A 13,271-nucleotide genomic window follows, 5' to 3' on the forward strand; every position below is an offset into this window, starting at 1 on the left:
TCGTCACGATCGACCGCTCGGACGACCAGACCGCCTTCATCAAGGTGCGCTGCCAATTGCCGCCGCGCTACTTCACCGACTATTTGGTGGCGATGAAACTGCGCGACGGCTGGAAGATCGTCTCGAAATCCTACCGTTACGATCTGCGCGAGTAACAGCCGCGCGAGCTTGCGCACCGGCGGCGCGACTTCCGATCTATGAAGCGGCGCTTCACACGCCAGCGCATTGACCTTCCAGGCTTTCCCTGCGAATGGGGCGATCATGGAAGCCACGTTTCAGATCGTCTTGATCCTGCTGGCCGTGCTGGCAGGAACCGCGCTGCTGGCGCGGCGCATCGATGTCGCCCCCGCCATCCTGCTGCTGCTGGCCGGCATCGCGCTCGCCTTCGTGCCGGGCATGCCGACGGTGGAATTGCCGCCCCAGCTCGTGCTGCTGGTATTCCTGCCGCCGCTGATCTATTCGGCGAGCGTCGCCATGAGCTGGCGCGAGTTCAAAGCCAATCTGCGGCCGATCATCATGCTGTCGGTCGGCTGCGTGATCTTTACCGCCTGCGCGGTCGCGACCGCGACCCACTACCTGATCGGACTGCCCTGGGGGATCGGCTTCCTGCTGGGCGCGATCGTCGCGCCGCCCGACGTCGTGGCGCCGCTTGCCATCGCGCGCAAGCTCGGCATGCCGCGACGTATTCTGGTCATCCTCGAAGGCGAGGGCCTCGCCAACGACGCCACGGCGCTGATTCTCTACCGCTTCGCGGTGGTGGCGATTACAACCGGCGCCTTCTCGCTGCCGATCGCCGAGGGCACCTTCGGAGCCATTGTCATCGGCGAAATCCTGTTCGGGGTGGCGGTCGGCTGGCTCTCCCTGCGCGCCCGGCACTACGCGCGCGATCCGCAGATCGAGATCACGCTGTCGCTCATCACGCCTTACCTTGCCTATTGGGTCCCCGAACATCTCGGCGGCTCCGGCGTGATCGCAACGGTCGCCTGCGGGCTCTATATCAGCTGGAACGGACCGCTCTTGATTTCATCGGCGACCCGCCTGCAGGGCATCTTCTTCTGGGACCTCGTGATCTATCTGGTCGAGGGCATGCTGTTCCTGCTGACGGGATTCCAGATGCGGCTGCTGTACGAGAAATCGAAGGCGTTTCCGCTGCATGACATATTGATGACCACGGCGCTGGTTGCGGTCGTCATCATCATCGCGCGCTTCGCCTGGGTTTACCCGGCAACCTATTTGCCGCGTCTGCTCAGCAAACGCATCCGCGAACATGATCCCGCGCCATCCTGGCAGGCGACCTTCGTGGTCGGCTTTACCGGCGTGCGCGGCGCGGTGTCGCTGGCCGCGGCGCTGGCGCTGCCGTTTACGCTGCCCGGCGGCGAGGCCTTCCCCTATCGCGACATGATCCTGTTCGCCGCCTTCGGCGTCATCTTCATCACGCTGGTGGGACTGGGGCTTGGACTGCCCACGGTGGTGCGGTGGCTCGGCGTTGCCAGGGACGGCCGCAGCGAGCATATCGCCGAACGCAAGGCCGAGATTGCGGCGCGGCGCGAGGCGCTCGATGCCGCGCTGAAATCGCTCGACGCCATCACCGACGACCGCGAACTCTCCGATGAAGTCGTGAAGCTGCTGCGCGCGCGGCATGAAATCCGCGCCAACCAGCTCCCGGATTCGCTCGATCCGAACGCGCACGACGTCACGGCGGCCGGCACCGCGCTGACGCGGGAATTGATTGCAGCCGAGCGAAAATTCATCCACGCCCTGCTCCGCGACGGCAAGATCACCGACGAAGCGAGGCGGCACATCGAGCGCGACCTCGATCTGGAGGAAGCTAGCCTGAGCAATCGGGAATTCCGGCGGATGCCGTTGTGAAGGGGAAAGCCCCTACTCCGCCGCCGCATTCCTGCCGGAACCGCCGGCGAAGCCTGCCGGATCGCCGAACCGCTCGATCATGACGGCGGTGAGGTCCTTGGTCTTGCTGGTGACGCAGGCGCCGGAGCGCACCGCATAGCGGTCCTGGTGCTTGAGATGCGGCGGCGCTTCGCCCTGCTGCAACGCACGGGCAGCCTCCATCACCAGCTTGCGGAAATGCATGATGCCGAGGTCGGTCGGGCCGAGATGTTCGCGGGTACGGTCGGCGATCGGCCCCTGGCTGTCCTGCACGGCGGCATCCTGTTCGGACACGCCCTTGATGCCGGTGTAGCTGGAGGTCTTCTGCAGCTTGCGATCGATCAGGTAGTCGTTCGACCTGTTGCGCAGCGGAACATAGCTTTCGTCGACCACGGCCATCACGCCGTTGCCGCGGTCGTAACCGTCGCGTTCGGCCTGCGTCAGCGGCCGGTCCGGATTCCACGCATAGGTGTAGATCCAGCAATTGGTATCCGTCACCGGAACGAAGCTCTGGCCGAAAATATTCTCACCCGGCATCGAGCTCGGCGCATAGGCGTGCAGCGGCATCAGGAACTGGGCGATGCGCCAGTAGATATTGTCTGACCCGGTCAGCCGTCCGCCCGCGACCGTGAGGCCGGCCTCGTGCGGATTGATCTTGATCACCGGACGCGGATCTTCGGCGATCCAGCGCATGTGATCGGTCGCGACGCGAACGAGCGGATTCACGAAATGCTTCTTGATGTCGAGGATCTCGTTCTCCTCCTTCTCGAAGGAGAGGTGCGCGAAGGTGAAATGCGCGGTGTCGATCGAGCCCTCCAGCGCCTGCACCCAGTTGCAGTCCTGCCATTTCTTGGTGACGTAGCGGTGCGAAGGCGGCACCAGCGCCATCTCCAGCGCGGGCAGTTCGGGCATCTGCTCGACGGGCCCCATATAGGCCCAGATCATGTCGCCCCATTCGCGCACCGGATAGGACTTGATGCGGATCAGGTCCTTGGCGTTGAGGTCGGGATAGGAGGTCGGCATGTCGACGCATGCGCCGTCGGTGTCGAACTTCCAGCCGTGATAGACGCAGCGGATGCCGCATTCCTCGTTGCGGCCGAGCCAGAGATTGGCGCCGCGATGCGGGCAATACTGATCGATGACGCCGACCACCCCGCGCGTGTCGCGGAAGGCGAGCAGTTCCTCGCCCATCACCACGATCTTCTTCGGCGTGCCGTCGGCGTCAGGTAGTTCTTCCGACAGCAGCACCGGGATCCAGAACCGGCGCAGCAGTTCGCCCATGCCGGTGCCTGCACCGCTTTCGGTAAGGAATTTGTTGTCTTCGGCGCGGAGCATGGCGGCGGACCTCCGGATGTTTCTTGCTTTTGACCGAGCTTGGCTCACGCCGGACGAGGCGTCAACGCATCCGTGATCACACCGGCCGCTCCCCCTTCACCGTCACCCGCGTGCCTGATCGCGTGTGCGGCCAGTAATCCCACATTGCGCGATGCTGCGCGCAGCGGTTGTCCCAGAACGCGATGGCGTTCTCGGTCCAGCGGAAGCGGCACTGGAACAGCGGGTTTTCCGCGTGCTGGTAGAGATAGGCCAGCATGGCGTCGCTCTCGTCGCGCGGGATGCCGATGATATGGCGGGTGAAGCCGCGGTTGACATAGAGCGCCTTCCTGCCCGTCACCGGATGGGTGCGCACGATCGGATGCTCGGCGCGCGGATATTCCGGGCGGTCGGCGACGCCGTAGTTCGCGTAAAGCCCGCGATAGGTCTGCTCGCCGTCATGCAGCGCGCTCAGCCCGTCGAGATAGGTCTTCATGCGATCCGACAGCGCTTCGTACGCCGCATACATGTTGGCGAACAGCGTATCGCCGCCATGCGGCGGGCATTGCCTGATGTAGAGGATCGATCCCATCGGCGGCTCGACGTCGCAGGAGACGTCCGAATGCCAGCCCTCGCCATTGGCGCGCGGCGAATCCCTGTCGGCATAGATCCGCATCAGCGCCGGATCGCCCTCGTTCGGCGCCGCCGGATGCACGTGCAGTTCGCCGAACTTGCGGCCGAAGGCGAGATGCTGGTCGGAGCTGATGTGCTGGTCGCGGAAGAAGATCACGAGGTTTTCGGCAAGCGCCCGGTGGATCTCGTCCATCTGGCGGTTGGAGCGCGCATCGTCGGAGACGAGCTTGCCGATATCGACGCCGGAAATCTCCGCGCCGATGATCGGGGTCAGCTTTTCGATGCCGATGGTCTCATAGGGCTCGGTCTCGCCGGCCGCGTGCCTGTAGCGTGGACCCTGCTTGCCTGATAGCGAAGACATCGGCGTACTCCCAACCGTTCTTGATTGGGAGCATGGTAGCCCGGATGGAGCGAAGCGCAATCCGGGATGGGTCCATCCGCTTTGGAGGAGTCCCGGATTTCGCTTCGCTCCATCCGGGCTACGTGAACGGCGCCTACTCCGCCGCGGTGGTCTCCGGCGTCTTGGCACCCTTGCCGTAGCGCTGGTCGATGTAATCGATCACCAGCGCCTTGAAGTCGGCGGCGATGCCCGGGCCGCGCAGGGTACGGAACTTCTTGCCGTCGACGAACACCGGCGCCGCCGGGGCTTCGCCGGTGCCGGGCAGCGAGATGCCGATGTTGGCGTGCTTGGATTCGCCGGGGCCGTTGACGATGCAGCCCATGACGGCAACGTTGAGCTGCTCGACGCCGGGATACTGCGTCTTCCAGCCGGGCATCTCGGTGCGGATGAAATCCTGGATCGAGCGCGCCAGTTCCTGGAACGTCGTCGAGGTGGTGCGGCCGCAGCCCGGGCATGCCGCAACCAGCGGCACGAAGGTGCGGAAGCCCATGGTCTGCAGCAGTTCCTGCGCGACCTGCACTTCCAGCGTACGGTCGCCGCCGGGTTCGGGCGTCAGCGAAATGCGGATGGTGTCGCCGATGCCGTCCTGCAGCAGGATGCCGAGCGCGGCGGAGGATGCCACGATGCCCTTCGAGCCCATGCCGGCTTCGGTGAGGCCGAGATGGATGGCGTAGTCGGAACGGCGCGCCAGTTCCTGATAGACCGCGATCAGGTCCTGCACGGCCGAAACCTTGGCCGAGAGGATCATCCTGTTCTTGGGCATGCCGAGTTCCTGGGCGCGGGCGGCCGAGAGCAGCGCCGACTGCACCATGGCTTCGCGCGTCACCGCGCGCGCATCGCGCGGATTCGGCGACGCGGTATTCTCGTCCATCAGCCTGGTGAGCAGCTCCTGGTCGAGCGAACCCCAATTGGCGCCGATGCGCACCGGCTTGTTGTTCTTGTTGGCGATCTCGATGATGTCGGCGAACTGGGTGTCGCGCTTGTTCTTGAAGCCGACATTGCCGGGATTGATGCGGTACTTGTCGAGCGCCTCGGCGCAGGCGGGATATTCGGCGAGCAGCTTGTGGCCGATGTAATGGAAATCGCCGATCAGCGGCGTGGTGATGCCGCGCTTGCGCAGGCCGTCGCGGATGTGCGGAACGGCGGCAGCGGCCTCCTCGCGGTCGACGGTGATGCGCACCATCTCCGAGCCGGCGCGGCTGAGCGCCGCGACCTGCGCGATCGTGCCTTCGATATCGGCGGTGTCGGTATTGGTCATCGATTGAACGACGATCGGCGCGCCGCCGCCGACGGCGACGTTGCCGACCATGACCTGGGTGGTCCGATGCCGGGCCTTCGGGCCGGCGACGTCGTCTTGCGGAATAATTTCGGGCTTGTTCATGGGGCCTCGAATATCAGGTTTTGGTGACATTCACCAAGGGGGCGGCGAAGGCACTATGCGCCTCGTCACACATCTTGTTTTATCTTGCAAATCCAACAGCTTAGGCCAACGGCGGCAGCCGGAAGCAGGCCGGAGGCATGAGCCTCCCGTTGCCAGCTATATTGGACAGGAATCGCCGAATTGAAAGGGCGAGCATGCGGGGAAGCACCTTTTCATGGCCCGATGCAGTCCGTAGCATCGCCAAAACACCGATAGTGGAGGCGGGCATGCCGGCGCGAAACGACCTGGTCACATCAGCGGAACTCGCCGACATTCTCGGGCAAGCTGATCTGCGCCTGTTCGATTGCACGACCTATCTCGAGCCGGCCCCGGCAGGCTCCAACCAGCCCTATCTCGCGGTGCCCGGACGGCACACGTTCGAGGCCGGGCATATCCCGGGCGCGGATTTCCTCGACCTGCAGGGCGAGTTCTCTGATCCAGCCACCGCGCTGCGCTTCATGATGCCTGACGTGGCGCGGCTCGAACGTGCCTTCGGCGCCCACGGCGTCTCCAACGCAAGCAGGGTCGTGCTCTACAGCATCGGCACGCCGATGTGGGCGACGCGGTTCTGGTGGATGCTCCAATCGCTCGGCTTCGAGAACGCCGCGGTGCTCGATGGCGGTCTCGACAAATGGAAGCTGGAAGGACGGCCGCTCGAGAACGGACCCGCAAAGGGATATCCGGCGGCAACCTTCACGGCCAAGCCGAAAAGCGGATTTTTCGTCGACAGGCACCAGACGCTCGCCGCGACCTCAGAGCAGGGCACCGCGGTCGTCAACGCGCTCGGGCCGCAGTTTCACAGGGGGCTGGAGCCCAGCCGCTACGGCCGTCCCGGCCGCGTGCCCGGCAGTTGCAACGTGTCCGCTGCCACGCTGTTCGATCCCAAGACCAAGGCATTCTTGCCGCTTGCAGAGGCCGAAGCCAAATTCAAGGCGCAGGGCATTACCAGGGACAAGCGCGTGGTCGCCTATTGCGGTGGCGGCATCTCGGCAACGGTCGACCTGTTCCTGCTGCACCGGCTTGGCTACGACAACCTCACCCTCTACGACGGCTCGATGGGCGAATGGGCGAAGGATGCGTCGTTGCCGATCGAGACGGACTAGACTTCCTTCGCGCCGTTACGCCGGCACGTTCGGATCCGGCACCACCTTCGGATCCGGCTTGTTCACGAGATAAAGTCCCGCGATGACCAGCAGCGCGGCGACGCCGAAGGTGACCGTCAGCGTGTCGTGCAGGATGAAATAGGCGGCGACGACGCCGAACAGCGGCGTGAAAAAGGTGAACGACGAGAGCTTGCTCGCCGAATAGACCTTCACCAGCGCGAACCACAGCACGAAGGTGCAGCCCACCACCCAGATCGCCTGATAGGCCAGCAGCGAGATCGACAGCGCGCTCGGCATGTGCGTGATCTTCTCGCCAAACAGGAGCGATGCAGCACCCAGGATCGGGATCGATACCGCGACCTGGTAGCCAAGCGCCTTCTCCGGCGCGGCGTTACGCAGCCTGGTGCCCTTGGCGATCAGCGTCGTCGCAGCCCACAACGCGCCGCCGCCGACCACCAGCAGATCGCCCAGCAACACCTGTGCGTCGACGTTTGGCTGCGGCACCCCGATCGCAAGCGCGACGCCGGCGAAACTCAGGCCGAGGCCGCTCCACTGCAGAACGCTGAGCCTTTCGCCGAGAAACTGGTGGGAGCCGAGCGCCACGAAGAACGGCGCGGTATACAGAAACACGGCGGCGCGAGACGCCGAGGTGAACACCAGCCCGGTGAAGATCAGCACGAACTCGATCCCGAACAGCGTGCCGGCCACCAGGCCGGGCAGCAGCGACCCGTCGCGCACGAAGAATTTCGCGCCGCGCAGCCATCCGGCGAACAGCATGACCGGCAGCGCGCCGCAGGAACGGATCAGCGCCTGCAGCATCGGCGGCACGTCGGGCAGCGCGAGCTTGACCGCGATCTGGTTGAAACCCCAGCTCACGCACAGCATCAGCATCAGGGCGATGGCGCCCGGGGTTAGCGCCCGTGCCGCGGAAGGTTCGGCTGGTTTGGAAGACATCGATCCTCGTGGCCGGCCTGGCGCCGTGTTGTTATTCTTGATTCAGCCCCTTCCACGTCATTGCGAGCGGAGCGAAGCAATCCATTTCGCCACTTGCGGAGGCATGGATTGCTTCGTCGCTTCGCTCCTCGCAATGACGGGGTGAGGCCCTGAGACTGGAATGTATCATTTCTGGCAGTGGGCGCAGGTGCCGGCGATCTCGACGACGGAAAGCTTTGGCGCAAAACCCGAGGCGCGCGCCGCCGCATTGAGGCTTTGCGCGACGGGGGCTGCCGGAATTTCGCCGACCGAGCCGCAGAGCTCGCAGATCAAAAACGCCACCATCGAGGTCTCGTCGTGATCATGCGCGCAGGCGAGGAAGGCGTTGCGGCTTTCGATCCGGTGCACAAGGCCGTTTTCCATCAGGAAATCCAGCGCGCGGTAGACCGTGATCGGCGCCGGCCGCGGCATCGATTTGGCGAGCTCGTCGATCACCTCATAGGCGCCGAGCGGACGGTGGCTCGACAGCAACGCGCTCAGCACCTGGCGCCGGATCGGGGTGAATTTCTGCGCCCGTCGCGCACAAACCGTTTCCGCATGCGCGATCGCGTCCGCGGTGCAGCGGCCGTGATCGTGATCCGGTGCAGGAAATGTCGGTTTTGCCAGGTTCATTGCAAGCTTAACTTAGCGTTTTGGCCGACGTTTGCGACTCAATTCTAGAGATTTGAGCAGGGCAGACCTTAGTAGCGTGGCCTCGGCCACCTGCTTGCGTAGTGGCAATTCCGTCGAGCCGCCGAATCTGGCGAGCAGGTCATCAAAGACCGAAATCGCTTCCTCACTCCGACCCAACCGGCCAAGATCGGCGCCCTTGTTCAGCAGCGCCTTGGCAATCGGTTCGCATAACGGCAGTTCCGTCGATGTGCCGAAGCGGCTGAGGACGTCGTCATGGGCCGAAATCGCATCTATGCTTCGGCCCGCCGCACTGAGAATGACGCCCTTGTTAAACAACGCCTTGGCGACCTGTTCGCGCAGCGGCAATTCCGTCGATGCGCCGAAGCGGCCGAGAACGTCGTCACAGACCAAAACTGCATCTTCTATCCGACCCAGCTTACCAAGCATGACCCCCTTGTTCAGAAGCGTCTTGGCGACCTGCTCGCGCAGCGGCAGTTCAGTCGAGTGGCCGAAGTGCGAGAGAACGTTGTCATGGACCGATAGCGCGTCTTGACTCCGGCCTAGCTTGCCAAGCGTGATAGCTTTGTTGACGAGCGCCTTGGCGACGCGCTCGCGCAGCGGCAATTCCGTCGACGCGCCAAACCGCGCGAGCAGATCGTCGTACACTGATAGCGCATCTTCGGCCCGCCCCATCGTGACGAGCGCGAAGCCCTTGTTCAGAAGCGTCGCGGCGACCTGTTCGCGCAGCGGCAATTCCGTCGATCCACCGAAGCGGACGAGCACGTCGTCATAGATCGAAAGCGCATCTTCGTTCCTGCCGAGCGCGCCGAACGCGGCGCCTTTTGCAAAGAGTGCCTCGGCAACCTGTTCGCGTAGCGACAACGATTCCGTCGATGAGCCGAAGCGGCCGAGCAAATCGTCGTAGACCGAAATCGCGTCTTCGCTGCGGCCCATCATTCCGAGCGAGGCGCCCTTGCAGCAAAGGGCCTTGGCGACCTCCTCGCGCAGTGGCAGTTCCGTCGACCCGCCAAAGCGGACGATCACCTTGTCGTAGGCCGAAACCGAATCTTCGTTGCGGCCTAACGAGCCAAGCGCGACCCCCTTGTTGAGAAGCGCGCTGGCGACCGACTCGCGCAGCGGCAGTTCCGCCGACCCGCCAAAGTAGGCGATCACCTTGTCATAGATCGAAACCGACTCTTCGTTGCGGCCCAGCGTACCGAGTGATATTCCCTTATTGAGTAGCGCTTGGGCGACTTGTTCGCGCAACAACAATTCGGTCGACGTGCCAAAGCGGGTGAGCAGGTCGTCATAGACTAAAATCGCATCTTCGATGCGACCCAGCTTGCCAAGCGTGACCCCCTTGTTGACAAGCGCCTTGGCGACCGGCTCGCCCAGCGGCAATTCGGTCGACGCGCCGAAGCGGGCGAGCAGGTCGTCATAGACTAAAATCGCATCTTCGATGCGACCCAGCTTGCCAAGCGTGACCCCCTTATTGACCAACGCCTTGGCAACCGGGTCGCCCAGCGGCAATTCGGTCGACGCGCCGAAGCGGGCGAGCACGCCGTTATACATCGAAATCGCGTCTTCGGTCCGGCCCAGCGTGCCGAACATAACCCCTTTATTATAGAGCGCCTTGGCGCACCAGAATTGCCGCTCAGCATCCAAGGAAATCAAGAAGCGTTCTGCAATCATCGAAAATGCGGAAAGCGCCTCCTCCGCGTTGCCAAGATCGATCTGAATGATACCCCAGGTATTTTTCGCACGCGCCCACTCCGCATCTGACTTCGCCGCGTCAATTGCTTTTGATGCGCAGAATAGAGCGCCAGCAGTGTCGCTAGTTGCGCTATTGTTTGCTTCGGCGAGCCAGTAGTCAAATGTTGGCGATTGCAGATAGCTGACCGACGTCAGCCCCGTAGGTACTTGGTCGCTTAAGGAAAGGCCGGTTTTCGGATTCTCGTGTTCTCTCAACCATTGGGCCAGATGGCCATCGAGCGCGTCCACGAACTCATCGAGCGTCCTATACTGTCTAAACAAGTACCGCTTCTCTTCCTCAATCTTCTTCTTGAACACAAGAACTTGCTTCAATTGATCCCCGGGGTCGGCAAGTTTTCCGACATCGACCTGTTTGAAGAAGAGCGCAATATTTCGTATCTTGTTCTTACGATAGAGTTCTTCAGCTAGAAGCCATTCCTCCTCAGTTCCGGAAGTGTGTCCATCTCCCGTTGATGATCCCCACCTGTCGTGAAGCACAAATACAGCGTAGTCGCATTGTCGAAGATCGTCATTGATCAGCCCTTGCGGTCGCCCTGCCCCCCCGATCGTGTCCTCCCATCCAACCGGATAGAATAGGACGCCTTTGTCGCGGCCGTGATGCAAGGAACATTTGTCTAGCGTTGCCCGAAACTTCCCACGCTCTTCGGCAAGTCCGCCAGGAGAGCCGATGAAAACGCTGTACTGCGAAATCGTCTTCGGCATGGAAAAACCCAAACCCAGTATGCGCCGGCAAACAACATTTCAATCGCTTGCATACCACACGCGCAAGAAGATTTTGATAATTTCACAAGCTGGGGGTGAATTCGATTGCAGCAGATCGTTCCGCATTGCAGCAGCTCAGTGGATGTTTGTCTGAAGCTTCGGTTCCCAGCCATGTGCTGGAAGCGGATCAGGCCCACTGTTAACGCCTCATGCAGAAATCATAAGCAAGCTTATTATATCGCAAGCTTATGGAGGCTGACGGCGATGCGCGGTTCCGTGGATATGAATTTCCTGTTTTCGCTCGGTGAGCTGCAACGGATGATGCGCGCCTATGCCGACCGGCAGGCTTCGCGCTATGGCATCACCCGCGCGCAATGGGCGGTGCTGGCCAAGGTCGAGCGGACCGAAGGCCTGAAGCAATCCGAGCTTGCCGAACAGATGGAGATGCAGCCGATCACGCTGACGCGGCTGATCGACAAGCTCTGCGACAATGACTGGATCGAACGCCGCGGCGACGCGAACGACCGCCGCGTCAACCGCCTCTATCTGCGCAAGGCCGCGCGCCCCCTGCTCGGCAAGCTTGCCGGGCTCCGATCTGAACTCACGGCGACCGCGCTCGACGGCATCAACCCCACCGACGCGCATCGCCTGCTCGAACAACTCGACCTGATCAAGGAGAACGTTCGCAACGCGATCCAGAATCCGGCGAATGAAGCTCCTCGAAAGGAACAGCGTTATGGCTGAGCCCGTACTCAAATTTCCGCCCGAGCAGAAGGGGGCCCCCGCGGCGCCGTCGCCGCCAAAAGTCGCGGGCGGGCCGCGCCGCCGGCTGATGGCCGGCCTGCGCCGCTACCGCCGCTTCCTGCTGCTCGTGGTGCTGCCGCTGGTCGCGGCGGTGGCCGGCTTGACCTTCTATCTCAATGGCGGCCGCTACGTGACCACGGACGACGCCTATGTCGGCGCGCAGAAGGTTCTGATCACCCCCGACATCTCCGGCAAGATCGATAAGGTCGTGGTGAAGGAAGGCCAGCAGGTCAATCCCGGCGACGTGCTGTTCGAGTTCGATCCGGTACCGTTCCGCCTGGCCTTGTCGCAGGCGCAGGCCAATCTCGCGCAGGCCAAGGTCACCTATGACAATCTGATCGCAGACCTCAGGATCTATGGCCAGATGAGCGAACTGTCGCAGCAGGGCATGGACTTGAAGCGGCGCGACGTGGAACGCAAGTCGTCGCTGGTGAAGAACAATGTCGGCTCGCAGCTCGACCTCGACAACGCCTCGACGGCGCTGGTCACCGCGAGCGCGCAGTATCAGTTGCTGCAGCAGAAGATCGCGACCGCCAGGGCGCAACTGCTCGGCAATCCCGAACTGCCGCTCCAGGAATTTCCGCCCTATGCGCAGGCCAAGGCGGCGCTCGACCAGGCCCAGCGCAATCTCGACCACACCGTGATGCGCGCGCCGATGGCCGGCATCGCGACGCAGGTCGAGCAGATCCAGCTCGGCCGCTTCGTCACCGCCGGCACGCCGGTGTTCAGCATCATCGACACCGGCAATCCCTGGGTCGACGCCAACCCGAAGGAATCCGATTTCACCTACGTCGCGGTCGGCCAGTCCGTCACGCTCGAGGTCGACGCATTCCCCAATCACCCGTTCAAGGGCACGGTCGGCTCGCTGTCGCCCGGCACCGGCGCGCAGTTCGCGATCCTGCCGCCGCAGAACGCCTCGGGCAATTTCGTCAAGGTGGTGCAGCGCGTGCCGGTGCGGATCTATTTCGACAAGAACGACAAGTTCGTCCGCAAGCTCAAGGCCGGCATGAGCGTCTACGCCACGATCGACACCAACCATCGCCGCTCGCTGCCCGCCCTGCTCGGACTCACCCCCGCGGTGGCCAACCAGGATCACGACTAACCATGGCGACGCCTGGCCAGCCATCAGCATCGGTTCCCGGCTTCCGCCGGAACATGGTGACGATCTGCGCCATGACGGCGACGATCATGCAGGCGCTGGACACCACGATCGCCAACGTCGCGCTGCCCTACATGCAGGGCACATTGTCGGCCTCGCAAGACCAGATCAACTGGGTGCTGACCTCCTATATCGTCGCCGCCGCGATCATGACCGCGCCGGTCGGGTGGATCGCCAACCGCTTCGGCCGCAAGCGCATCTTCATCGTCTGCTCCGCCGGCTTCACCCTTGCGTCCGTGATGTGCGGGCTGGCGCAGGACATCAACCAGATGGTGGTGTTCCGCCTGCTGCAGGGCGTGTTCGGCGCGGCGCTGGTGCCGCTGTCGCAGGCCGTGATGCTCGATTCCTATACGCTGCAGGAACGCGCCAAGGCGATGGCGATCTGGGGCATGGGCGTGATGATGGGGCCGATCATGGGCCCGTCGCTCGGCGCCTGGCTGACCGAGACCTATTCCTGGCACTGGGTGTTCTTCG

The 13,271-nt window shown here is 63.1% G+C and carries 12 protein-coding genes; 6 read left to right on the forward strand and 6 right to left on the reverse strand.

Annotation, left to right across the window (positions count from 1 at the left end):
- Positions 1-155, forward strand: a 155-nt coding sequence (locus tag V7E26_RS25505) for a nuclear transport factor 2 family protein (RefSeq protein WP_324421683.1), incomplete at its 5' end; no start/stop codon positions are given.
- A 106-nt stretch (positions 156-261) separates the two neighbouring features.
- The gene (locus tag V7E26_RS25510) at positions 262-1,869 is read left to right on the forward strand and encodes a Na+/H+ antiporter (protein WP_324421672.1); all 1,608 of its coding nucleotides are present in this window, start codon (positions 262-264) and stop codon (positions 1,867-1,869) included.
- A gap of 12 nt (positions 1,870-1,881) precedes the next feature.
- Here V7E26_RS25510 and V7E26_RS25515 read toward each other — a convergent pair whose 3' ends face one another.
- The 3 genes from V7E26_RS25515 to ispG form a co-directional block, all read right to left on the reverse strand.
- Positions 1,882-3,222: a Rieske 2Fe-2S domain-containing protein gene (locus tag V7E26_RS25515; protein ID WP_324421673.1), complete on the reverse strand. Its 1,341-nt coding sequence runs from the start codon at positions 3,220-3,222 to the stop codon at positions 1,882-1,884.
- A gap of 76 nt (positions 3,223-3,298) precedes the next feature.
- Complete coding sequence (locus V7E26_RS25520; protein WP_324421674.1) at positions 3,299-4,192, reverse strand: TauD/TfdA dioxygenase family protein; 894 nt, start codon at positions 4,190-4,192, stop codon at positions 3,299-3,301.
- Positions 4,193-4,325: 133 nt separating this feature from the next.
- A complete protein-coding gene (gene ispG / locus V7E26_RS25525; protein WP_324421675.1) occupies positions 4,326-5,612 on the reverse strand; it encodes a flavodoxin-dependent (E)-4-hydroxy-3-methylbut-2-enyl-diphosphate synthase in 1,287 nt (428 codons plus the stop codon).
- A gap of 266 nt (positions 5,613-5,878) precedes the next feature.
- Between ispG and V7E26_RS25530 the strand changes: the two genes are divergently transcribed.
- On the forward strand, positions 5,879-6,754 hold the full coding sequence (locus tag V7E26_RS25530) for a sulfurtransferase (protein WP_324421676.1): 876 nt from the start codon (positions 5,879-5,881) through the stop codon (positions 6,752-6,754).
- Between the two features lie 15 nt (positions 6,755-6,769).
- Here V7E26_RS25530 and V7E26_RS25535 read toward each other — a convergent pair whose 3' ends face one another.
- From V7E26_RS25535 to V7E26_RS25545, 3 genes are all read right to left on the reverse strand, one after another.
- Positions 6,770-7,708, reverse strand: coding sequence for a DMT family transporter (locus tag V7E26_RS25535; RefSeq protein WP_324421677.1), 939 nt, complete (start codon positions 7,706-7,708; stop codon positions 6,770-6,772).
- Positions 7,709-7,873: 165 nt separating this feature from the next.
- Positions 7,874-8,359 (reverse strand): Fur family transcriptional regulator, encoded by a 486-nt coding sequence (locus V7E26_RS25540; protein ID WP_324421678.1) that lies wholly within the window; start codon positions 8,357-8,359, stop codon positions 7,874-7,876.
- A 12-nt stretch (positions 8,360-8,371) separates the two neighbouring features.
- A complete protein-coding gene (locus V7E26_RS25545) occupies positions 8,372-10,834 on the reverse strand; it encodes a tetratricopeptide repeat protein (protein WP_324421679.1) in 2,463 nt (820 codons plus the stop codon).
- Between the two features lie 264 nt (positions 10,835-11,098).
- Here V7E26_RS25545 and V7E26_RS25550 point away from each other — a divergent pair, with 264 nt between their 5' ends.
- The 3 genes from V7E26_RS25550 to V7E26_RS25560 form a co-directional block, all read left to right on the forward strand.
- Positions 11,099-11,578: a MarR family winged helix-turn-helix transcriptional regulator gene (locus V7E26_RS25550; RefSeq protein ID WP_324421680.1), complete on the forward strand. Its 480-nt coding sequence runs from the start codon at positions 11,099-11,101 to the stop codon at positions 11,576-11,578.
- Complete coding sequence (locus tag V7E26_RS25555) at positions 11,571-12,740, forward strand: HlyD family secretion protein (RefSeq protein WP_324421681.1); 1,170 nt, start codon at positions 11,571-11,573, stop codon at positions 12,738-12,740. The genes V7E26_RS25550 and V7E26_RS25555 overlap by 8 nt, the downstream gene beginning before the upstream one ends.
- Before the next feature lie 2 nt (positions 12,741-12,742).
- Positions 12,743-13,271: MFS transporter (locus tag V7E26_RS25560; protein ID WP_324421682.1), on the forward strand; the 529-nt coding region annotated here is incomplete at its 3' end.

Origin of the sequence: Bradyrhizobium sp., assembly GCF_036735945.1 — a bacterium.
Taxonomy (GTDB): domain Bacteria; phylum Pseudomonadota; class Alphaproteobacteria; order Rhizobiales; family Xanthobacteraceae; genus Bradyrhizobium.

Bases quoted from the DNA above. Each gene is read 5' to 3' on its own strand.
- ispG (WP_324421675.1), bottom strand. From the start codon at position 5,612: ATGAACAAGCCCGAAATTATTCCGCAAGACGACGTCGCCGGCCCGAAG.
- V7E26_RS25530 (WP_324421676.1), top strand. From the start codon at position 5,879: ATGCCGGCGCGAAACGACCTGGTCACATCAGCGGAACTCGCCGACATT.
- V7E26_RS25535 (WP_324421677.1), bottom strand. From the start codon at position 7,708: ATGTCTTCCAAACCAGCCGAACCTTCCGCGGCACGGGCGCTAACCCCG.
- V7E26_RS25515 (WP_324421673.1), bottom strand. From the start codon at position 3,222: ATGCTCCGCGCCGAAGACAACAAATTCCTTACCGAAAGCGGTGCAGGC.
- V7E26_RS25540 (WP_324421678.1), bottom strand. From the start codon at position 8,359: ATGAACCTGGCAAAACCGACATTTCCTGCACCGGATCACGATCACGGC.
- V7E26_RS25550 (WP_324421680.1), top strand. From the start codon at position 11,099: ATGCGCGGTTCCGTGGATATGAATTTCCTGTTTTCGCTCGGTGAGCTG.
- V7E26_RS25520 (WP_324421674.1), bottom strand. From the start codon at position 4,192: ATGTCTTCGCTATCAGGCAAGCAGGGTCCACGCTACAGGCACGCGGCC.
- V7E26_RS25555 (WP_324421681.1), top strand. From the start codon at position 11,571: ATGGCTGAGCCCGTACTCAAATTTCCGCCCGAGCAGAAGGGGGCCCCC.
- V7E26_RS25545 (WP_324421679.1), bottom strand. From the start codon at position 10,834: ATGCCGAAGACGATTTCGCAGTACAGCGTTTTCATCGGCTCTCCTGGC.
- V7E26_RS25510 (WP_324421672.1), top strand. From the start codon at position 262: ATGGAAGCCACGTTTCAGATCGTCTTGATCCTGCTGGCCGTGCTGGCA.